Annotated in this window: 23 protein-coding genes; 5 read left to right on the top strand and 18 right to left on the bottom strand. The window is 66.9% G+C overall.

The features are described 5' to 3' along the window. Positions 1 to 120: 120 nt before the first annotated feature. The gene (locus tag DU502_RS10125; RefSeq protein ID WP_121919249.1) at positions 121 to 648 is read left to right on the top strand and encodes an ATP-binding protein; all 528 of its coding nucleotides are present in this window, start codon (positions 121 to 123) and stop codon (positions 646 to 648) included. Positions 649 to 691: 43 nt separating this feature from the next. Beyond that, complete coding sequence (locus tag DU502_RS10130) at positions 692 to 1,288, top strand: response regulator (protein WP_121919250.1); 597 nt, start codon at positions 692 to 694, stop codon at positions 1,286 to 1,288. Between the two features lie 6 nt (positions 1,289 to 1,294). Here the strand turns inward: DU502_RS10130 and DU502_RS10135 are convergent, their stop codons facing one another. From DU502_RS10135 to DU502_RS10190, 12 genes are all read right to left on the bottom strand, one after another. Further along, positions 1,295 to 1,651 (bottom strand): RNA polymerase Rpb4 family protein, encoded by a 357-nt coding sequence (locus DU502_RS10135; protein ID WP_121919251.1) that lies wholly within the window; start codon positions 1,649 to 1,651, stop codon positions 1,295 to 1,297. 7 nt (positions 1,652 to 1,658) lie between these two features. Beyond that, on the bottom strand, positions 1,659 to 1,949 hold the full coding sequence (locus DU502_RS10140) for a 50S ribosomal protein L21e (protein WP_121919252.1): 291 nt from the start codon (positions 1,947 to 1,949) through the stop codon (positions 1,659 to 1,661). Positions 1,950 to 1,992: 43 nt separating this feature from the next. Further along, positions 1,993 to 2,259, bottom strand: coding sequence for an elongation factor 1-beta (locus DU502_RS10145; RefSeq protein WP_121919253.1), 267 nt, complete (start codon positions 2,257 to 2,259; stop codon positions 1,993 to 1,995). A gap of 2 nt (positions 2,260 to 2,261) precedes the next feature. After that, positions 2,262 to 2,441 carry an HVO_2753 family zinc finger protein gene (locus tag DU502_RS10150; RefSeq protein WP_121919254.1) on the bottom strand — a complete coding sequence of 60 codons (180 nt, stop codon included), beginning with the start codon at positions 2,439 to 2,441 and terminating at the stop codon, positions 2,262 to 2,264. Between the two features lie 70 nt (positions 2,442 to 2,511). Next, the gene (locus DU502_RS10155; RefSeq protein ID WP_199722652.1) at positions 2,512 to 2,859 is read right to left on the bottom strand and encodes a hypothetical protein; all 348 of its coding nucleotides are present in this window, start codon (positions 2,857 to 2,859) and stop codon (positions 2,512 to 2,514) included. An 82-nt stretch (positions 2,860 to 2,941) separates the two neighbouring features. Then, a complete protein-coding gene (locus DU502_RS10160) occupies positions 2,942 to 4,174 on the bottom strand; it encodes a tripartite tricarboxylate transporter permease (RefSeq protein ID WP_121919255.1) in 1,233 nt (410 codons plus the stop codon). Between the two features lie 114 nt (positions 4,175 to 4,288). Beyond that, entirely contained in the window at positions 4,289 to 4,627 is a 339-nt protein-coding gene (gene rpl12p, locus DU502_RS10165; RefSeq protein ID WP_121919256.1) for a 50S ribosomal protein P1, read from the bottom strand. Positions 4,628 to 4,642: 15 nt separating this feature from the next. Beyond that, a complete protein-coding gene (locus tag DU502_RS10170) occupies positions 4,643 to 5,692 on the bottom strand; it encodes a 50S ribosomal protein L10 (protein ID WP_121919257.1) in 1,050 nt (349 codons plus the stop codon). After that, a complete protein-coding gene (locus tag DU502_RS10175; protein WP_121919258.1) occupies positions 5,689 to 6,327 on the bottom strand; it encodes a 50S ribosomal protein L1 in 639 nt (212 codons plus the stop codon). Before DU502_RS10175 ends, DU502_RS10170 begins: the two co-directional genes overlap by 4 nt. 134 nt (positions 6,328 to 6,461) lie before the next feature. Beyond that, positions 6,462 to 7,445 carry an ABC transporter ATP-binding protein gene (locus DU502_RS10180; RefSeq protein ID WP_121919259.1) on the bottom strand — a complete coding sequence of 328 codons (984 nt, stop codon included), beginning with the start codon at positions 7,443 to 7,445 and terminating at the stop codon, positions 6,462 to 6,464. Beyond that, a complete protein-coding gene (locus DU502_RS10185; RefSeq protein ID WP_121919260.1) occupies positions 7,442 to 8,422 on the bottom strand; it encodes an ABC transporter permease in 981 nt (326 codons plus the stop codon). The genes DU502_RS10180 and DU502_RS10185 overlap by 4 nt, the downstream gene beginning before the upstream one ends. Positions 8,423 to 8,475: 53 nt before the next feature. Further along, entirely contained in the window at positions 8,476 to 9,561 is a 1,086-nt protein-coding gene (locus DU502_RS10190; RefSeq protein ID WP_241966762.1) for an extracellular solute-binding protein, read from the bottom strand. A 125-nt stretch (positions 9,562 to 9,686) separates the two neighbouring features. Here DU502_RS10190 and DU502_RS10195 point away from each other — a divergent pair, with 125 nt between their 5' ends. Next, positions 9,687 to 10,376 carry a TOBE domain-containing protein gene (locus DU502_RS10195; RefSeq protein ID WP_121919262.1) on the top strand — a complete coding sequence of 230 codons (690 nt, stop codon included), beginning with the start codon at positions 9,687 to 9,689 and terminating at the stop codon, positions 10,374 to 10,376. On the opposite strand, the gene DU502_RS10200 is transcribed toward DU502_RS10195, so the two are convergent. From DU502_RS10200 to DU502_RS10210, 3 genes are read right to left on the bottom strand one after another with little or no spacing between them, the layout of a single operon-like run. Continuing rightward, positions 10,373 to 11,185 (bottom strand): universal stress protein, encoded by an 813-nt coding sequence (locus DU502_RS10200; RefSeq protein WP_121919263.1) that lies wholly within the window; start codon positions 11,183 to 11,185, stop codon positions 10,373 to 10,375. The two genes, DU502_RS10195 and DU502_RS10200, sit on opposite strands and share 4 nt — an antisense overlap. A 2-nt stretch (positions 11,186 to 11,187) precedes the next feature. Beyond that, positions 11,188 to 13,530, bottom strand: a complete 2,343-nt coding sequence (locus tag DU502_RS10205) for an efflux RND transporter permease subunit (RefSeq protein WP_121919264.1) — start codon at positions 13,528 to 13,530, stop codon at positions 11,188 to 11,190. After that, positions 13,531 to 15,120: a COG1361 S-layer family protein gene (locus DU502_RS10210; protein ID WP_121919265.1), complete on the bottom strand. Its 1,590-nt coding sequence runs from the start codon at positions 15,118 to 15,120 to the stop codon at positions 13,531 to 13,533. A 152-nt stretch (positions 15,121 to 15,272) separates the two neighbouring features. Here DU502_RS10210 and DU502_RS10215 point away from each other — a divergent pair, with 152 nt between their 5' ends. After that, on the top strand, positions 15,273 to 16,367 hold the full coding sequence (locus DU502_RS10215) for an NADH:flavin oxidoreductase/NADH oxidase (RefSeq protein WP_121919266.1): 1,095 nt from the start codon (positions 15,273 to 15,275) through the stop codon (positions 16,365 to 16,367). Here DU502_RS10215 and DU502_RS10220 read toward each other — a convergent pair. The 3 genes from DU502_RS10220 to DU502_RS10230 form a co-directional block, all read right to left on the bottom strand. Beyond that, positions 16,364 to 17,692, bottom strand: coding sequence for a lactate racemase domain-containing protein (locus DU502_RS10220; RefSeq protein ID WP_121919267.1), 1,329 nt, complete (start codon positions 17,690 to 17,692; stop codon positions 16,364 to 16,366). The two genes, DU502_RS10215 and DU502_RS10220, sit on opposite strands and share 4 nt — an antisense overlap. 67 nt (positions 17,693 to 17,759) lie before the next feature. Then, on the bottom strand, positions 17,760 to 18,248 hold the full coding sequence (locus DU502_RS10225) for a 50S ribosomal protein L11 (protein ID WP_121919268.1): 489 nt from the start codon (positions 18,246 to 18,248) through the stop codon (positions 17,760 to 17,762). A 75-nt stretch (positions 18,249 to 18,323) separates the two neighbouring features. Next, the gene (locus tag DU502_RS10230) at positions 18,324 to 19,385 is read right to left on the bottom strand and encodes a zinc-binding metallopeptidase family protein (RefSeq protein WP_121919269.1); all 1,062 of its coding nucleotides are present in this window, start codon (positions 19,383 to 19,385) and stop codon (positions 18,324 to 18,326) included. 289 nt (positions 19,386 to 19,674) lie between these two features. On the opposite strand from DU502_RS10230, the gene DU502_RS10235 reads away from it, so the two are divergent. Further along, positions 19,675 to 21,147: a sensor histidine kinase gene (locus DU502_RS10235; RefSeq protein WP_121919270.1), complete on the top strand. Its 1,473-nt coding sequence runs from the start codon at positions 19,675 to 19,677 to the stop codon at positions 21,145 to 21,147. Positions 21,148 to 21,157 lie beyond the last annotated feature (10 nt).

Here is a 21,157-nt window from a genome sequence, read left to right on the forward strand (position 1 = left end):
ATGTCTGCGGTGACAGCGCGTCGTCGCGGCGAGCGGTGGTGATATTGAGTCGTTCGGGAACCCTCGACGCGGCAAGGGCGCTACATTTACCACCGTCGGTTGCGTCCGAAGAAGCGTCGAATGACGTCCGCCCCAGTCGAGGCCGAAATCAACGTCCTGCTGGTCGAATCGGCTGGGAGGAACGCGCTGGAACTCGGTCCGCAACTCGTCGACGCCGACGCGACGCTGACGATTCGTACGGTGACCACTCTCGATGCGGCCCGCCAAGCCGTCCACGACGACGTGATCGACTGCGTCGTCTGCCGCCACGATCCGCCGACGATCGACGGCGTCGAGAACGCCCTCGTCCACAACGACGATCCGGACCCGACGCTCCGGATCGAGGCGGGGGTCGATGACGACTGGACCGACATCCGACTTCACGACGACGCCCGCGGCATCCCGGACGACGAGTGGCAGGTCATCACGGGCGAGGCGGAGATCACACAACTGACCCACAGCAGCGGCCTCGGCCTCTGGCTGGTTCGCTGGGTGATCGACTCGTACAGGGGCGAGGTTCGTCGACGGCGGACCGCGGACGGGACGACGATCGAACTCCATCTCCGTCCGGTAGCGGCCGAACAGCGACAACTCGACGACGTCGCGTGACGACCCATACCGTTTAACACCGGACGCACCTGATGGACCCACGATGGTAACAGCGCAGCCGACCGTGCTCCTCGTCGATGACGAGAAAGACGTCGTCGACGTCTATGCGCTCGCATTTACTGACGGCAAGTACACCGTACTGAAAGCGTACAGCGGCGAGGAGGCACTGGAGTTGGTAGCCGACGCCGATGTCGTCCTGCTCGACCGTCGGATGCCGGGGCTGTCCGGGCAGGAAGTGCTCGACGAAATCAGGAGCCGGGGGCTGGACGTGCGGGTGGCGATGGTGACGGCCGTCGACCCTGACTTCGACATTACCGACATGGAGTTCGACACCTACCTGATCAAACCGGTGAGCGACGAGGAACTCCGGGAGACGGTCGACGAACTCCTCATGCTGGCGGAGTACGACGAACGGATCCGCGAGCGGTTCTCCGTCGCGGAGAAACTCGCGCTCCTCGAAACCGAGAAGACCGAACGGGAACTCGCCGTGAGCGACGAGTACCAATCCCTGCAGGAGCGCGCGTCGGAACTGGATGCGGTGGCGTCGGAGACGATCGGTGATATGTCGCCCGAGACGTTCGAGCGGGCGCTGTCGGGGCTCATCGACGACGGCGACGCCAACGACGACGGAACGCCCTGAAAACGGTCAGGCGTACTTCGCGACGACGTTCAGAATTTCGTCGAGTTCGTCGCCGTCGAGCGAGTAGCGACCGTGGGCGAACACCGAACGGAGTTCGTCCCGGTCCTGCGGGAGCAGATCCGCGATCTTGAACGCGGCCACGTTGTCGACCTGCTCGAGTTCGAGCAGTTCCTCGACGAGTTCGCGCGACTCGTCGGCGTCGAGGACGGCGAACGTGTTGGCGTGCTCGATGGCCCGCGCGAGTTCGTACCGCATCTCGCGGTCGACGTCGGCGGCGCGTTCGGCTTCGACCTCGGCGAGGAGGTCTTTGACCTCCGAGATGGTGACGAACTCCTCGTCGAGCTTCTCTTTGAATATCGTCATCGCGCGACTACTGCTGGGCCTTGAGGTGTGCCGGGCGCGTGATGAGCGTCTTGTCCTTGCCGCCGTCGTTGATCTCGACCTTGAACGCACGACCCTGGGTCCCGACGACGGTTCCGGTGTGTCCGTTGAAACGGGGATGGAACCGGCCCTCGGAGACGCTGGGGTCGATCTTGAGGTGAACTTTCTGACCGGTCTCGTACTCCTGAATCGCGCGCTGGGGCGGGGAGGCGCCACGCTCTCGCGGGTCGTTCGAGAGCTTGCCGCGCGTCCCCTGCAGCGGTCCGTTCGAACTCGGCATTATGTGCGTGATTACTCCGGTGGTGATTATAAATGGTGCGTTGTTAGATCCGGCCGACGTTCTCGACGGCGACGCTCTCGACGCCGTCGACGCCGGAGAACGACTCCTCGACGGCCTCGGTACCGCCCGCGTCGTCGGGGACGATGACCGTCGGCAGGAGGGCGACCAGTCCGAACGCGACTTCGTCGCGCTCGAACCCGTTGATCTTCGCGCCCTCGGGGAGCGAGGCTTCGAGTCGCTCCTGCAGGTCGTCGAGGTCGATTTCGGGGCTCTGCGGCATGACCTTCATCTTGGCGGCGACTTTCCCCATCGTTACGGCCCCCGGAACCCGCAGTCGGGACACTCGTAGAGGTTGCTCTGCTTGCGGCACTTCGCACAGCGATAGATCTGGTGGCCGCAGTCCGGGCACTTGAACGCGGCGGCGCTCATCCCGGAGATGTTGATGCCACAGGAGACACACTGGCGCTCCTGTTTTCCTTCCGTCTGGCTCATACCCGTACGAACCCGCCGGCGGGTTTTAATCGTTGTCTTTCGGGTTTTGCGTCGCAAAAACCGAGACCGATCAGCCGGGCGCCCGAAACGCCTTCAGCCGGAACCGTAGCACCACCGACTCGACGGCGGCCGGGTCACCGGTCCACGTGATGCGAACCTCGGTGAGTCGGTACGACGGACCGACGGGGACGACCCGTGTCGAGAGGCGAGCATCCCAGCCCGCTCCCTCGACGGTCCGGTCGTCGACTTTCGTGCCACCCAGTGCTTCCAGATACCGGATCGCCTGTTCGGGGTTGACCCCGCGGAAGCCGTGGGTGACCCGGAGTTCGCCGTCCGTCTCCGTCCGCTCGATCGGCGGCATCGCCGCCAGCGCGGACTGCCGCTTCTGGTCGGCCGGGGAGAGTGTCTGGATACTCATCGTTCTTCACCAGTTACTAGTAGTCTCTCTAAGAGTATCAGTTCTCCTATGATTCTCGGCCCGTGGGAAGCGAAACGGGCCGTCACGTCGACACGATGGCAGGGACGAGGACGGCCATGAGGTGAACGCGGCGCACGCCGAGGAGGGGTGGGAGGAGACCGACGACGGCCGCGAGCGCGAATATCGCGAGGCCGAGCCCACCCGCGAACAGGTAGGCGAGAACGAGCAGGAGGCCCCCCGTCGCGAGCGAAACGCGCGTGTGGTCGAGGCGGCCGACCGTGCGGAGGTAGGCGTCACCGACGGAGACGACGAGCGCGAACCCCACGGCGGCCGCGAGACAGGCCGTGCCGACGAGAACGCCCGTCCCCGCCACCGTGCCCGCCCGGTCCATCGCGACCATCACGCCAGTCCGAGGCATCCCGAAGGTGACGAGCGCGAACAGCGCGAACACCGTGTTCGCCGTGTTCGCCCCGCTGGAGGCGACGAGGAAGCCACGCGCTCCCGACTCACCCGGAACAGCCGGGAGGACGAGGACCGTCCCCACAGCCGCTGAGACGCCCGGGAGGTAGCCGACGAGCGCCCCCGCACCCGCCCCGGCGCTCGCCGTTCCGAGGATGGTCCGCCGGTCGAGCGTTACCGTCGGGTCGGCCTGTGGTGGGATGCCCTCGCCGGAGAGCGCCTCGATCAACACCGGCGCGCCGAACAGGCCGGCGAAGAGCGGGGCGAGGACGCCGCCGGCGGCGACGGGTCCCGTCGGATCGAGGTCGAGGACCACCCAGCCGAGGCCGGCAGCGGCGGCGAGGACGACGACGGCCGCCCCGCGCCGACGCCACGTCGATTCGGTGGCGACGAGGACGACGCCCACCGCGACCAACAGGAGGGGAAGGTGGCGACGGAGTGTCGGGTACACGGCCTCGACGGCGCGGGTCACTGGGACGGCGGCGAGGAGGGCGACGACGACGGCGAGGCCGCTCCCGAGCGCCGAGAGCCGGAGCGCCTCCCGTCCGCGCCCGTCGAGGACGAGGCGGTGGCCGGGGAGGGTGACGGCCGCGGTGGCGGGGTCGGGGACACCGAGGGTGAGCGCCGGAACCACGTCGAGGAACGTGTGGACGACGCCGGCGGCGAGCATCGCGGCGCCGAGCGCGACGGTCGGTCCCGGCAAGACCGGGACGGCCGAGGCCAGCAGGAGGGCGAAGTTGTTGGCGTGCAGGCCGGGCGTCAGCCCGCTACAGGTGCCGAGGGCGACGCCGACGAGGGCATAGCCGAGCGTCGTCAGGCCGACGGTAGGGACGGCGTCGGCAGCCGAAGCCAGCATCTCGCGAAGGTGGCCGCGGTATCGCTCTTTAACCTACGGCATTACTTCCGTCCACGCCCACGCGCCGCTACGCGGTCGGCGTCGCAAAAAAATCGGATTGCACCGGGGAGGCGTCTAACCGAAGAGTTCGCCGAGGCCCTCGCCGCTGGCCTCTTCGTCCTCGTCGTCCTCTTCTTCGGCGGCTTCCTCTTCTTCGGCTTCGTCGTCGGCCTCGTCGCCTTCGTCGTCGTCGTCGCCACCGGCGGAACCACCAGCGGCGCCGCCAGCGGCGGGCGCGGCGGCGGCCGTCTCGATGGCCTCCTCGATGTCGACGTCCTCGAGAGCGGCGACCAGCGCCTTGACGCGGGACTGCTCCACGTCGACACCGGCGGCTTCGAGGACCGCGGTCACGTTGTCTTCGTTGATCTCTTCACCGGACTCGTTCAGGATGAGTGCTGCGTAAACGTATTCCATTGTTAATCTCCGTTGTTAGCCGAACATCGCTCCGAGGCCTTCGGCGCCGTCGCCACCGTCGTCTTCGTCGTCGTCGGTGTCGGCGTCCGTGTCCTCGTCGGCGGTGTCCGCCTCGTCGTCTTCGTCGCTCGATTCCTCCTCGGCTTCCTCGGTCACTGCGGGCGCGTCGACGCCGCGCAGTTCCTCCGGAAGCGCCTCGTCGTCGTCGATCTGTGCCGCGAGTGCGCGAACCTGCCCATCGGCCTGGGCCACGAGGTCCGGCATCAGCTCGGGGTCCTCGATGGCGGCGAAGAGGCCGACCGATTTGGCCTCGCCGGCCGCCTTGGCCAGCAGCGTGCCCGCCGTGCGAGCCGTCGGGTACGCCGCGTTGACCGAGAGGTTGCGCGCGGCCGCCGCGGCCGACTCGACGTCGGCGCGGTACTCGTCCACGTCGATAGCGAGTTCGTCGGGTTCGAACAGGACGCCCTCGGAGTAGACCGAGCGCAGGTCGAGACCGACTTCCTTGGGCTCGATGCCCAGCTCGCTGAGGACGTTCGCGAGATTGTCGCTGACCTCCCCGCCGGCTTCGAGCACCGTCGAGTCCGCGGTCACCTTGATCGATCCCTCCATGATGCGGGCTTCCGCGCCCACCTGCTGGAGTTCGCCCACGAACGGGCCGGGGTCGATGCCGGTGTCGCCCTCCGGGATCACGATGTCGTTGGGGGCGATTTCGCCCGCGTTGATCGGGGCGGGCGTCTTCGACGCTTCGAGCTGCTGGTAGAGCCCGAACGGGTTGTCGTTGGTCCCGATGAGCGCGACCTGTCCGGCGACGAACTCGGAGAGCTGTTCGTAGCCCTCGTCGACTTCGTCGAGCGCACGCTGGACGAGCGTGTTGCGGCTCATCCGCACCTCGGCGCTCCCGTGGAGGTCGCGACGCATGTTCTGGAGCTGTCGGCTCGGAATGCCGGCGACGCCGACGATACCGACGCTCGCGTAGGACTCGATGAAGTCGACGAGTTCGTCGACTTCCTCCTGTTTCCACTGCGGGATCGTCTCCGTCTTGCGCGCCGCCTCGCTCTCGCTCATGCCTCTACCTCCACGGACGGCCCCATCGTGGTCTTGACGTAGATGGAGTCGATGTTGAGGGGGCCTTTCTCCAGCGCGGCTTCGAGCCGACGCACGATCACGTCGATGTTGTCCGCGATGTCCTCGGCGTCCATGTCCTGAGCGCCGACGCGCGTGTGGAACGTGCGTCGGTCGCGGCTCCGAAGCTGGACCGTGTTCTTCATCCGGTTGACCGTCTCGACGACGTCGTCGTCGGGCTGGAGCGGCGTCGGCATCTTGCCGCGCGGCCCGAGGACGGTCCCGAGATAGCGACCGATATCCTGCATCATCGACGCCTCGGCGACGAAGAAGTCGGTTTCGTCGGCGAGGTCCTTCGCGGCGTCGTCGTCGTCCCCGAGGTCTTCGAGTTCGTCGGGCCCGAGGACGTCGTCCGCGGCCTCTTCGGCGCGGAGTGCGGTCTCACCGGTTGCAAAGACGACGATCTGCGTCTCCTGGCCGGTACCGGCCGGCAGGACGACGCTCTCGTCGACACGATTCGACGGGTCGTTGAGATCTAGATCACGCAGATTCACGGCGAGGTCGACCGTCTCGCGGAAGTTCCGCGGCGGCGCCTCGTCGAGTGCGCGATGTACTGCTTCCTCTATTGTATCTGCCATCTTTCACCTCCGTAGTACGCTGAACGCTCCTACGGGTCAGTGAAACAGGCGTGGGCCTGTCTCATCGGAAGGTGGTGGATGCCAGACTTAAGTCCGTCGAAGGGCGGGCGACGACGCCCCCGAAGACGGGTGTTTTAGACGGATGTCGACGCTGCGTAGGTGCGGCAGACGTGGAGAGCGTCAGCGGGGAACGTGAGCCACACCTCGTCGCCGACGGCGGGCGCTCGCTCCGCGAACGCCTCGACGGTCACGTCGTCGACGACGAAGGTGACGCGGTTGGTGGCATCCTCGCGGACGATGCGGTCGACGGTCGCTCGCACGTCGCCGCTATCGCCGAACTCGACCGATTCGGGTCGGATCGTCACGATGCCGTCGGTCGAGACATCGAGCGCCGAGCGGATCGACGGCGCGTCGTCGAGGTCGATCACGTTCGACCCGGTGAACCGTGCCACCATCGGCGACTCGGGCCGGTGGAAAATCTCGTCCGGCGTGCCGATCTGAACGACCTGTCCGTCGTTCATCACCGCGATACGGTCCGCGAGCGCGCGGGCGGTCGTCCGGTTGTGCGTGACGTAGACGGCCGTCGCGTCGGCCAGTACGTCCGCGAGGTCGTCGCGCAGTGACTGCCGGGTCGGTACGTCCAGCGCCGCGAGGGGTTCGTCGAGGAGCATGACTTCGGGGCGAACGGCGAGCGCCCGCGCCAGCGCGACGCGCTGTTGCTCGCCGCCCGAGAGCGTCGGTGGGTAGCGATCCGTCAGATCCCCGACCCCGAGTTCCGCGAGCAGTTCGTCGGGGTCGCGGGTGTCGTCGTGGTAGCGACTCCCGAAGTCGACGTTCTCGCGGACGGTCATGTGCGGGAAGAGCGCGTAGTCTTGGAAGACGAACCCGAAGTCGCGCTTCTCGGGCGGTGTATCGTTCACACGCTGGCCGTCGAGCGTGACGGGACCGTCGTGGGGATGGAAGCCGGCGACCGTCTCCAGCAGGAGCGTCTTCCCGCTCCCACTGGGGCCGAGGATGACGAGGCTCTCACCGCGTTCGACCTCGAACTCGGCGTCGACGTGGAACGACTCCGCGCCGTCGGCGGAGAACGTCGCCGACACGTCGGCGTGGAGACTCATACGACCCCTCCCGTCGTCGTGCTGTCGCTGGTGAGATACCGGATGATCAGGAAGATGAGCGCGGAGACGCCGAGCAGGATGAACGCGACGGCACCGCTCTCCGCGAGGCCACCCTGCAGATACGTCCCGTAGACGAACACGGGGGCGTGCTGGGTCGTTACTTCCCCGCCAGCCGGCGGGTAGAAGAAGGAGACGGAGTAGGCGACGACGGCGACGGCGCCGAACTCCGAGACGGCCCGCGCCCACGCGAGGACGCCACCGGTGACCATGCCACGGACCGCGAGGGGGGCGGTCACGCGGCGGAACGTGTCCCATCGGCTCGCGCCGTGGATGCGCGAGGCGTACTCGAGACGGTCGTTGATCGACTCGAACGCTTCACGCGTGGCGTTGACCGCGTAGGGGGCACTCACGAACGTCATCGCCAGCACCATCCCGACCATACTCCCGAGGACGGTGACGTTCGGGAACGCGCCGCCCTTCCCGAAGCCGAAGAGGATGAGGATGCCCGCGACGCTGTGCGGAACGACCAGTGGCAAGTCGACGAGGCTCTCGACCAACTGCTGGCCGGCGAACCCCTTCGAGAGGAGGTGCGCCAGCGGCACGCCGAAAACGAGGCTGACGATAGCCGCGAGGAGCGGGCCGTACACCCCGAGATAGAGCATCTGATGAACATCGGGGTTGAGCGCCTTCTCGACGATAATCGACGGTTGCTGTCGGGCGACGAAGAGAAAGAGGGGAAGCCCGAGCGCGACCATCAGGATACTCCCGAGCGTCGCCGCCGCGACGACGAAGGAGTCGCCGTGGAGCACGTACGCCGTGACCGCCGTACTCCCGATCATGAAGAAGGCGTACCACGTCGGGCGCCCGGCCGTGTACGCGGCGACGAACGCGAGTGCCTGCACGGCGATGAACGCCACCGCCAGCGGGACTCGCCCGACACCATCGAGGGAGAACCGCGTTTCAGTGCGCGTAGCCATTGGTATCGTTATTCCTTTTCAGAAACATAGCTGTGTCGGAGCGGTGGGCTCCGTTACAGTTCGAGCGGACCGAGGTTGCTCTTCGCCGAGGCGGCGTTCATCACACGATCCGGCACGGCGTCCTGTCCGCTCTGGGGGACGACGATGGGATCGACGGGAACGAGACCCAGATCCTCGAGGACGGAGCGACCGGCGTCGCTGCCGAAGTACTCGATCCACGCGGCGCCCGCCTCGGGGTTGGGAGCGACACTCGGGACAGTCATCCCGTAGGCAATGGGTGCGCCCGTGAACGTCCCACTGCTGGTTTCGACTTTCGCCTTCGCGTAGTGTTCGGCGTACTTGCTCGTCGCCTTCGAGAGGTCGACCTGGGGCTGGAGGTCGATGAACGGCATATCCGCCGTACTCGAGATGGACTGGTAGTAGAAGGCGTAGTCGAGGGCGCCGGATTCGAGCTGTCCCTTGAGCTTCGTCTCCGTTCCCGTCGGCACCTGCGAGTTCTCGCGAAGCTTCTCGTAGGTGGACTGGTCGTAGAGCGCGGAGCCCTCGAACTCCTCCTTGCCGAGTTGCTGGGTCATGACCGCGCGGTAGCCACCGGGGTCGACCGCCGGATCGGAGTGGCCGATGGTCACGTCGTCGCGCGACAGGATCTCCCACCAGTTGTCCGTCGTGATCTCGTCGGCGCCCGGCGAGTCCTCGCGGTACTGGATCGACATCGAGTTCGTCGTGAAGATGGTGTACCAGTCGCCGTAGTCGGGGACGATCCGGTCGCGGATGAGCCGGAAGTCGGAGACACCGAGGACGGACGCTTCGCGACCCTGCTGGGTGATCTTCTGGGTCGAGGCGACCGATCCCTTCGGCTCCCGGTTCACGTCGACGCCGTACTCCTCTTCGAACTGCGGTTCGGCCGCGCTGAACGCCGCCGCGAGACTGCCGGCGTGGAAGATGGTCATCGAGCCGCCGACGCTCGATTCGGACCCGCCGGAGCCACCTTCACCGTCGCTGCCACCACCACCGCCGGACCCGCCGGCACAGCCGGCGAGGCCAGCGAGGCCGGCAGCGCCGAGCCCCTTCAGCACGTTGCGCCGCGACCGTCCCCGCACCACTTGCCTCCAGTGCTCTTTCTGCTCCCGTTGTTTCATGAGTAGCATAACGGCGTTATTAATTATAGGACATAATGGCTTCGGTGCCAAACGGGAAACGTAACCAGTTCCAATTACATCCCGTTACAACAACGCCTTTTGTGTCGGCCGCCGTACCCCGCCGCATGGAGTTCTCGACCGAGTTCGACGCCCGGATCGGGCAGGGTGACGTGACCCTCGCCCAGCGGGACGTGGAACTGCTGCGGGCCATCGACGACCACGGGTCGATCAACGCCGCGGCGACGGCGCTCGGGCGGTCGTACTCGCGGGCCCAACAGCGGATCGTCGAACTGGAGGAGGCCTTCGGTGAGCTGGTGGTACGCAAGCGCGGCGGCTCGGGTGGCGGTGGCAGTCAGTTGACCGACGATGCCCGACACCTCCTGTCGCGCTACGATCGCCTGCGCGCGGAGTTCACTGGCGTCGCCGAGACGGCCGAGACGGTCCTCACCGGTCAGGTCGTGGACCGCGACGGCGAACTCGCGACCGTCGAGACGCCGGCGGGCACGGTCCGAGCGCTCGTCCCGAGCGACGGCGACGAGGTCCGCCTCACCCTCCGGGCCGACGCAGTGACGCTCCAGTCACCCTCGAAGTCGCCCGCTCCGGATCGCACCAGCGCCCGCAACCGGCTGGAGGGGACGGTCCGCACCGTCGACACTGGCGAGGCGGTCGCGCTGGTGACCATCGACGTGGGCGGCGACGTTCGGCTGTCGGCGCTGGTGACCGAGTCGAGCGTCGAGAAACTGCGCCTCCACCGCGGCACGCCGGTCGTCGCCTCGTTCAAGGCGACGGCGACGCGCGGCGTGCCGACGGCCTAGGGGCCGACGACGAGAACCGGCCGCGTTGCCGTCCGGAGGGTTCGTTCGGCGACACTTCCGAGGAGCACCCGCTCCACGCCGGAGCGGCCGTGCGTGCCGAGCACCACGAGGTCCGCGTCGACCGTCTCGGCGTACTCGCGGATCGCCTCGTGTGGGTGTCCCGTCCTGACGGCCGCGGACGCGTCGACGCCGGTTTCTCGGGCCCGATTCGCGAGTCGTCGTGCGGGTTCCTCGTCGTCGCCGACGGTCAGGGCGTGGAGACGGGCGCCGGTCGCCGCCGCGACGGCGACGGCGTGGTCGCCCGCGCGCGTTGCGGCCTCGCTCCCGTCGGTGGCGACGAGGATCGTCTCGACGGTCGGATCGGTCTCGACATCGGCTTCCCGGACGGCCAGCACCGGGACGTGTGCCGTCCGCAAGGTTCGTTCGGCGAGGCTGCCGAACAGATACCGGTCGACGCCGGAGCGGCCGTGGGTGCCCATCGCGACGAGGTCCGCGTCGTAGTCGTCGATGGCCGTCGCCAGTGCCCGAGCGGGGCGGTCCTCGACGACGTGAGTGCGGATATCGATCGACGCCGGAGCTTCCGCCTCGACGCGCTCGACGGCGTCGCGGGCGCGGTCGGACAGAAGCGCGCGCTGTCGGCGGACCAGATCGTCCACGTCGCCGACCGCGTCGGTCACGACGCGGTCGGGATCGACGACCGAGAGGACGTGAACGGTCGCGTCGACCCGTTCGGCGAGGACCAGCCCGTAGCGGGCGGCGGTCGTCGCGGCGTCGCTCCCGTCGGTCGGAATCAGGATGGTGTCGTACATGGTTAGCTCCCCACCGCTTCGGCGGTCGGGGTCGAGTCGTCGTGTCGCTCGATCAGCCGAACTGTCACCAGCGCCGCCGGCAGGATGCCGAAGGAGGCGACGAGCGACAGGGCGATGGCGAAGACGGTCGTCACCCCGAAGTTCGCGAGCACCGGGAACTGCGAGATGGTGAGGACGCCGAACCCGAAGATGGTGGTGAAACTCGACCCGATCACCGGCCGGGAGAGTTTCGCCACCGCCGTCGTCGCGGCGTCGAGGCGGGACTGTCCCCGCTCGGCCACCTCGTACTCGAACCGCTCGAAGACGTGGACGCCGTAGTCGATGCCGATCCCGAGGGTCAGCGACGACATCGTGATCGTCAGCGGGTTCCACGGCACGCCAACCAGATACATCGCCCCGGTCACCAGCAACGCGGCGCTTCCGGCGACGCTCGCGATCAACACGGCCGAAATCTTCACCGACCGGAAGGCGAACGCGAGGAAGGCAAAGCCAAGCGCGAAACTCAGGAGCGTCATCGGCGTCAGTCCGGCCGTGACGTTCTCGATGACGTTCCGGTTGAGGACGGGCTTGCCCGTCACCTGTACCTCCTCGGCCGTCGTCAGCGTGTAGTCGGCGTTGCCCTCGAACTCGTCGATCAGCGTCCGGACGGGTTCGCCCTCCACGTCGTCGACGTAGAACGTCAGGAGGAGCTTGTTCGGGTGGGCCGACGGGTCGCGAATCGCGGCCGGACCGTCCTCGCTCGCCACCCGGAGGCTGGCGTCGAGGCGGTGCTGGGAGTCAGGTATCGACCCACCGTTCTGCATCCGCACCGCGGTCACCGGACTCATCACCGCGTTCACGTTCGGATTCTCGAGCATCAACCGCTGGTAGGTCGCCACCTCCCGGAACGTCTCGGGCGTGTACGCCCGATCCGTCTCGACGACGACGTAGATTACCTTCGAGCCCTCGACGGTGTTTTCCAACTCCTCCAGATCCTCCTTCGCACCGAGGTCCTGCGGCCAGAAGTCCATCATCTGCTGGCGAGGTTCGACCTGCGGGTAGGCGTAGGCGCCACCCGAGACCAGCAAGGCGGCGATCAGGAGCGTCACCAGCGGCCGGCCCGCGGTCCCCCGTCGGGTCAGCAGTCCGGTCAGGGCTTCGAGGCGGTCGCCGCCGTCCTCGTCGTCGCCGACACCGAGCTCGTCGCCGCCGCCGTCGAACCGCACCAGCAACGCGGGCAGCAGCGTCACCGAGAGGACCATACTCGCGGCGACACTCACGGCGCTCGTGACCCCGAACTGCTGGACCGGGGGCACCGCCGAGACGAGGAGCGAGCCGAGGCCGACGACGGTGGTGCCCATGGCGATGAGGAGCGCCCGGCCGGTCGTCCGGGTCGCCAGCCCCGCCGCGTCGACGGGGGAGCGGCCGCTCTCCCGTTCCTCCAGGTACCGCGTCTGGATCTGCAGGCCGTAGTCGATGCCGAGCCCGAGGGCGATGGGCATCACGCCCAGCATGATGGCGTTGAAGTTGTAGCCCAGTACGCCCATCGCGCCCATCATGTAGACCAGCGCGGTCATGGCCGTACCGAGCGGCAGGAAAACGTGCCAGCCGCGCTCAACCTTCGAGCGCATGACGAGGTAGACGACGCCGAAGATGAGCGCGAACGCGCCCGCGAACAGCGTGATCATCTCGGGCAGCATCAGCCCGAAGGCGGCGTTCTCGAAGACGGGCTGACCGGTGACGGTCACGGAGAGTCCGGGCGGGAGCGCGGCGAGTTCCGTCTCCTGCTGGATCTGCCCGTAGACGATGTCCGACCCCCGGGTCGGGAGCAGGCGGCCACGGTCGAACGTGTCCACCTCGCCGTAGTCCGCGAGGATGATCGTCGTCCCGGTCTTGGGGACGACCTGCGCCCGCAGGCCGGCGAGTTCGGGGTTCCGCGCGGTCGCCCGGTCGAGTGCGCGCCGGACGCCCGCCTCGGTCTCCGGAATCTCGCCGTCGTTGCCCGCGCGGACCAGATCCGCGAGGCTGATCACCCGCGTCGTCTCGTCGAGTCCCGTGTACCGCCGGTCGAGGCGGTCGATAGCCCGGATCGTCGCCGGATCGTACAACTGGTCGGACTCGACGACGACGAACACGTTGTTACCGGTCTCGAAGTCCTCCTTCAGCCCGGCCCACTGCTCGGCCGTCTCGGAGTCGTCGTCGATGTAGAGCGTCATCCCCATGCTCATCTGGAGCGACGTGGCCGCGACGCCGCCCGAGAGGATCACGAGGACGAGGACGACGGCGACGACCGGCCGGGGATTGCGGGCGCTCCCGCGGCCGAGTCGTTCGAGTCCGTCCCTGACGCGCGTGCCGAGATCCGACATTTACAGGCCCAGGAACTGCAGGATGGAGGCGATCAGCCCACCCTGCTTCTCGGTCACCTCGATGGCGGTCGGTTCCACGTCGGTGACGACCGTCCGGCCGAAGGCGTTGTCGTACTTGACGGTCGTGTCGACGGAGTAGGTCTTGGGCGTGGCCGCGCTGTCGACGCTCACGGTGAACGTGACCGTCGCCGACTCGCCGGGTTCCAGATCACCGACGTAAGCCGTGTCGTCGTCCGTCTCGAACGGCGTGTTGACGTTGATCCGGGCCACCGAGTCGCGCATGACGCCCTCGCCGGTGTTGGTGATCGTCACCTCGACCGTCTCGGTCGATCCGGCGGTCACCGTCGGCTCACCCGACGTTTCGAACGTCGTCTCGGGGCCGACCGTCACGGGAACGGTCAGACTGTCGCTCTCGACCCGCTCGCGGTAGGCGTCCTCGTGGACGACGGTGAACGTGAGCGGGTACGACTGCGCGACGGCGCGGTCCGCGACTTCGAGTTTGAACGTCGCCGTGCCCGTCTCGCCGGGGTCGAGCGTGCCGAGGCTAGCGCTCGTCGAGAGCGGCGAGAACGGCTCGGCCGGGTGCAACACCGCGCGGGCGTTCCGAACGGGCCGGTCGCCGGTGTTCGTCACCGACAGCGTCACTGCACCCGTCGAGTCGACGTAGAGGTCGGTCGTCGTCACCGAGAGGTCGAACGACGGAGCGTCCTCGACGGTCACCGACCCGGTGCGCACCGCCGACGTGCGGACGACGCCGTTACCGTCCTCGTACCGTAGCTGGAACGGGATGGCGAAGGTGCCCGCGTTCTCGATGTCGGCCACGCCGACCCGGAAGGTCGCCGTCGCCGTCTCGTTGGGGTCGAGCGTCCCGAGCGCCACGCCGTTCGTCCGCGGGGTGAGCTGATCGTTCGGCTTCAGCATCAGTTCCGCGTCGGTCGCCGTCTCCGTCCCCGTGTTGCGGACGGTCACCGACACCCGGCCGTCCTCGTTCGCGCGGAGGTGTTCGCCAGAGACGCCGTCGATGCCGAGACGGACCGACTCGTCGACACGGATCGTCACGTGCGTGCGGACGGTCGCGTCGTTCCGCGTGATGAAGCTCTCGTCGTCGTCGACGCTGACGGCGCGGACGTACTGGAACTCCAGTACGACCGGAATCCGGTAGGTTCCGGGTTCGGCGTTCTCGGCCACCTCGATTTCGACCGGCACCTGCCGGTGGCCGTCAGGGGCGACGGTGCCGACGGACTGCTCGCCCGTCCGCACGTCCACCGGCGCCGATCCGGCCTCGACGCGCGCGGTGGTCGCCATCGCTGCGCCGGGTTTCACGCCCGCCGACTGGAAGGCGGTCGCGAGACGGTCGACGCTCCCCTCGGAACGGGTCACTGCCGTCCCGCGGTTCTGGATGCCCACCTGCAGGGTCGTCGTCTCACCGGGGACGACCACGTTCGATCCCTGCACGGCCGTCGTCAGTTCGGGTTGCTGATACTCGTCGTAACTCGCCGCCGCAACCGGCGTCGCGGCCGTCGCTAGCACTACCACCAGCGCCAGCAAGGCCGCCACACCGACTCGTGTCTTCCGTCCGTCCTGATTCATGCTTGTGCCATAACTATACAATACTCTTTGATAAAGTCGTCGCTCTAAGCGGTGTTCGACGGGATAGTCGTGTGAACTATCTACACAAACGCCGTGGTGCGACACCTTCCGCTTCCGATACGCGTATCGGCGTCGATTGCCAAGCGAACGCTGTGTCAGCCGATCTGTTCACGCCACTGGAACTCCGCAGTATCGAGATTCCGAACCGGGTGATGGTCTCGCCGATGTGTCAGTACTCCTGTGAAGGGCTCGACGGCCTCCCGACCGACTGGCATCACACGCACCTCGTCAGTCGAGCGGTGGGCGGTGCGGGCCTCGTCATGAGCGAGGCGACGGCCGTCGAACCCCGCGGCCGGATCACGCCCTACGACCTCGGCATCTGGAGCGACGAGCACGCGGACGCGCTGGCCGACACGACGGCCGCGATTCGAGAACAGGGGAGTGTTCCCGGTATCCAGCTCGCGCACGCGGGCCGGAAGGCGTCGACGATGCGGCCGTGGGAGGGGCGCGACCCGATCACCGGCGACGATGGCTGGGAGACCATCGCTCCCTCCGCCGAGCCGTACCCCCACGAGACGGGCGAAGTGCCGACGCGCGCGATGACCGAGGCCGACATCGCGGACGTCGTTGCCGCCTTCCGGGCCGCCGCCGAGCGCGCGCTCGATGCCGGTTTCGAGGTGGCCGAGGTCCACAGCGCCCACGGCTACCTCCTCCACGAGTTCCTCTCACCCGTGACGAACCACCGCGACGACGCCTACGGCGGCGACTTCGAGGGCCGTACCCGCCTGCTCCGGGAGGTCACGAGCGCCGTCCGCGAGGTGTGGCCGGGCGACCAACCACTCTTCGTTCGCATCTCCGCGACCGACTGGCTCCCCGACCGCGAGTCGTGGACCGTCGCGGACTCCATCCGCCTCGCAGACGACCTCGCCGCCCTCGGCGTCGACCTGATCGACGTGAGCGGCGGCGGCATCCACCCCGACCAGCAGATTCCGTCGACCGGACCCGGGTATCAGGAGCGCTACGCTCGCCGGGTCAAACAGGAGTCAGAGTCGGACGTCGCCGTCGGCGCCGTTGGCGGCATCACCACGGCCGAACAGGCCGACGCGCTGATCAAGAACGGCCGCGGCGACCTCGCCATCGTGGGCCGCGAACACCTCCGCGACCCCTACTTCGCGCTCCACGCCGCCCAGCAACTCGACCGCCTCGCCGATATCGAGGTGCCGGTCCAGTACCACCGCGCCTTCTAACGATCCGGCGACGGCGCGGCGAAGTTGCCGTCGTCGTCGAACGCGACTTCGTCCGGCTCCGCGACCACCCGCAGGTCGTCACGCTCCCGCGCCGCCTCGATCAGCGGTTCGGAGGCGTACACCCGCTCCAGCCGCATCGTGTCGGTCACGCGCAGGACGCGTGCCTCGTCGCCGGCGACGGGACCGATGGTGCCGAGCGCACCCAGCAGGCCGGCGCGGTCGTTCTCGACCACCGGTGGCAGGCGCACGCCGCGGACGGTGCTCGCGGTGATGGCGTTGATGAGCGCCTTCGACCAGTCGAGGCCCGCCTTCACGTCCTGATGGACGAAGTCGGCCTGCCCCATCCCCATCGCGTTCCCCTTCGTCTTCTCGGTCAGACCGCGCAGGTAGATCCGCTTTACGTCCGGCGACTCGGGTTCGGGTTCGTTGATCGTGAAGTGCCGGCGGCCGGTGACGTTCGTGTCCATCCCCTGTCCGCTGATGTCCTTGCCAATCTGATCGACCACCAGTACGTCCATCTCGTCGAACGGGAGTTTGGGCATCCGATCCTCCGCCATCTCCAGCAGTTCCTTCTCGCGTTTCAGAAAGCCCGAGGCTGGGACGCCCTCGATCAGCGTCGTGTCGTCGTGTTCGTCCTCGACGATGGCGACGCCGCCGGCGACAGGGAGCGCCTCCAGTAGCTGACTCGCGATTTCGGGGAGCATGTTACGGAGGCTCCAGTCGACCGCCCAGTCGTGGGCCATCTTCGCCCCCTTCTGTTTGCCCATGCCGATGACGAGCATCTTCGAGAGGCCGCTCTCCACCTCGCCGCCGAAGTCCGTGTGGGGTTTGATGCGGTTGACCATCACGATGCCGTCGGCGGCGACGGCGTTCGCGTCGGCGTAGACGGGCACGCCCCGTTCCGGCGTCTCGCCCACCGTCTCCACCTCCATCGTCGCACGAATCTCACAGCCGACGGTCTCCTCCGAGACGCCGAGCGTGTTCAGTTTCTCGCGCTGCCCCTCGGCGGTCGCGCCACCGTGACTTCCCATCGCGGGGAAAACGAAGGGTTGGTAGCCCTGTTCGCGGACGCCGGCGACGACGCCGCGGACGATGGTGCCGAGGTTGGCGATGCCGCGACTGCCGGCGCCGATAGCGACCTCGCCGCCGTCGGGGACGTGCGCGAAATCGAGGTCGTAGGTGGCCGAGGCGGCCCGGGATTCGATCTCCTCGGCGGGGATCGGATCGGTCTCCCAGACCTGTTCGACGACGCCCATGCGCGGCAGGGCGGTGTCGCCGACGGTCGTTCGGATGGTGTCCTCGGGAACGACGAGTGGATCGGTCATCCCGTGACCGTTGCGCGGACGGAGAAAAGAAACCCGCGGATCGAGCGGGACGACGCAGAGCAGCGGTTTACGCTGCCGCTTCGTCCGCGAACTTGTCGTCGTACTCGCCGTCGTCGATGCGCTCTTTGAACTGTCGGGGGTCGTTGCCCTCGATCGTAACGCCGAGCGTGACGCAGGTGCCGACGACTTCCTTCGCGGCGTTTTTCAGGTCGTACGCGAGCAGGTCGGACTGCTTCTGCTCCGCGATCTTCTGGACCTGTTCGACGGTGAGGTCGGCGACGAAGGTTTCCTGCGGTTCGCCGCTCCCCGTGTCGAAGCCGGCCTCGTCTTTGATCAACTCGGCCGTCGGCGGGACACCCACTTCGATGGTGAAGGAGCCGTCGTCCTCGTACTCGACGGTGATGGGCACTTCCATGCCGTCGAACGCGGCGGTCTCGTCGTTGATCTGCTGTACGACGGCCTGTACGTCGACCGGCGTCGGGCCGAGTTCCGGCCCGAGCGGCGGGCCAGGGGACGCCTCGCCGCCGGGAACGAGCACTTCGATAGTTCCAGCCATACCGAATCAAACCCGGGGCCGACTTTTAACGGTTTTCTTTCGGTTCACGGGTGTGTCCCGCGGTCACAGGGGCGCTCAGATATCGACCGCGAACGACGCCATCTCGCCTGCGCGGACGGCCATCGCGCTCAGGAGCGCCGCCACGTCGTCGAGGTCGTGGCTGTCGATCACCTCGACCGGCGTGTGCATGTAGCGGTTCGGGAGACCGAGATTCAACGCGGGCGTGCCCCCCGCGCTGGTGTAGAAGGCATCCGCGTCGGTGCCCGTCCGACTGCCCGCCGCCTGCAACTGCACGGCCACGTCGGCGTCGTCGGCGGCGTCGCGCGCCAGGTCGACCAGGACGGGGTGGTTGGCGCTCCCGCGAGTCACCACTGGCCCCGACCCGAGTTCGACGGGGCCGCGCTGCTTGTCGGGAATACCGGGCGAGTCAGTCGCGTGCGTCACGTCGACGGCGACGACGGCGTCGGGATCGAGGTCGAATCCAACCATTTTGGCCCCCTGCAGTCCCACTTCTTCCTGAATCGTACTGACGGCGTAGACCGTCGCGTCGGCGTCGGCTTCGACCGCGCGGCGAAGTCCCTCGGCGGCCGCCCAGACGCCGATCCGGTTGTCCATGCCCCGGGCCGAAATACGCGAGCCGTGCAGGTCCTCGACCGTGGTCGAGAACGTGACGGGATCACCGACGGAGACGAGTGACTCGGCCTCGTCGCCGTCGGCCACACCGATGTCGACGTACTGGTCCTCGATGTCGTCGTAGGTCTCCTCACCCTTCTCCCGCAGGTGGATCGCCGTCTGACCGACGACGCCAGACACGGGTTCGTCGGCGTGGATCGTCACGTGCTGACCCTTCGAGACGGTGCGGTCGGCGCCGCCGATGGACCCGATGCGGACGAAGCCGTCGTCGTCGATGCGGCGGACGATAAAGCCCACCTCGTCGGCGTGACCCGTCAGGACGAGTTCCATCTCGTTCCCCTCGTGAATCGCGACTGCATTGCCGTAGTCGTCGGTCCACACCTCGTCCGCGAAGTCGCTCACGTAGTCCAGCCAGACGCGCTGTCCGCGCGTCTCGAAGCCCGACGGACTCGGCGTCTCCAGCAGTCGATCGAGAAAGGTTCGCTGTTCGGAGTCGAGTGTCATGCCGACGTGTACGGGAGCGTCGTCATGAAGCCAGCGGTCCGGCGGGGAACGTCGTCGACTGGCGACGCCGACCCGAGTTCACGAGCGACGTGTCTCGATTCCGTTTCGACGCTGCGGAGCCGGTCGCCCCGAACTCCGTAGCGGCTGCGAGGCGGACCGTGCCGAAGGGAACGGATGCGTCAAGCAGCGCATCTACCATACATACTCTGACATGAATCTCCGCCCAGTTATCAAAATAGAATACCGAAGCCGAGGTGTTTTTTAGTGGTAGATTGTTCACACCGCTAGGATGCCGCGTGACGAATCACTTTCAATTCTTCTCGTCGACGATAGCGCCTTCTTCCTCTCTTTGCTCGCCGATAAACTCGAATCCCAATACAGGATGACGACGATGACGGCGACGAACGCTGCCGAAGCGATGGTGGAACTGAGCGAGGGATCGGTCGACTGCATCGTCAGTGATTATCGGATGCCGGAGACCACCGGGTTAGAGCTATACGAGATGGTCGCTGACCAGTACGACGTTCCGTTCATCTTGCTCACTTCCGAAGGCGACGAGGAAATCGCGAGTCGCGCCATCAGCATGGGTATCGACGAATACCTCCAGAAGCAGTCAGTCAGGGAGGACGAACCGCTCAAGCTACTCGTCAATCGAATCCGCACCGTCGTCGAACAGCGGCGAGCACAGCGGAAGTACGAACGGTTGGTCGACAACTCCCCGGACGAAATCAGCCAGATCAGCGTCGACGGGAAGATACTCGCCGCCAACGAAACGATGGCGACGGCGTTCAACGTCTCGCAGGCGGAACTAGTCGGTCAACCGTTGTCGGCGTTTCTCCCCGACGAAGTTGCCTCCAGACGACTCGAGGAGGGGAAACGGGCAATCGCCGCCGGGAGTGCAGTGACTTTTCAGGATAGCATCGGAGTGCGGCACTTCCACAACATCGCGGTGCCGCTCTCGACGACCGGTGACGTCGATTCGATGCAGCTCGTGACCCGCGAGATAACTCTTCAGAAGCGAAATGAACGGGAGTTAGAGCAGAAAAGCGAGAAGCTAGCCATGATCAACCGCATCGTCCGGCACGACATAAACAACGACGTTCAGCTACTGACGGGGTGGGCTGACCGCCTCAAAGACCACGTCGACGAAGCGGGTATGGACACGGTGGAGCGCATCGAAGACACGGGTAACCACATCGCTGAACTCACAGCAATCGCCAGGGACTTCGTCGAATCGCTCGAGGACGACACCGACATCGCGCTCGAACGAACCGACCTCAGCCGCACTCTCGAAGCCGAAGCGAACAAAAAGCGAACGACGTACGAAGACGCGAAAATCGTCGTCGACGACCTGCCACGAGTGGAGGTTCGGGCAAACGAACTGTTGGCGTCCGTCTTCGGCAATCTACTGAGCAACGCAATCCGTCACAACGACTCCGAGCAACCCGAAGTCCGAATCCGGTCCAAAGAGACCGACACGAACGTCAGCGTTCGAGTAGCGGACAATGGCCCAGGTATCCGGGACGACCGCAAGGACTCGATATTCGGCAAAGGGAGCAAGGGGCCCGAGAGCCCCGGCACCGGCGTCGGACTCCACCTAGTCGCCGCGCTAGTCGACAAGTTTGGCGGCGACGTGTGGATCGAAGACAACGAGCCACACGGAGCCGTCTTCGTCGTCGAACTTCCGAAACCACCCGGCAACCGAGGTACCGTCGGGACATCAACAGCGGGCGAGGGGACCGACAGCGGGACGGCGCGCTGACACCGTCGCG

Origin of the sequence: Haloplanus aerogenes, from assembly GCF_003856835.1 — an archaeon.
Lineage (GTDB): Archaea > Halobacteriota > Halobacteria > Halobacteriales > Haloferacaceae > Haloplanus > Haloplanus aerogenes.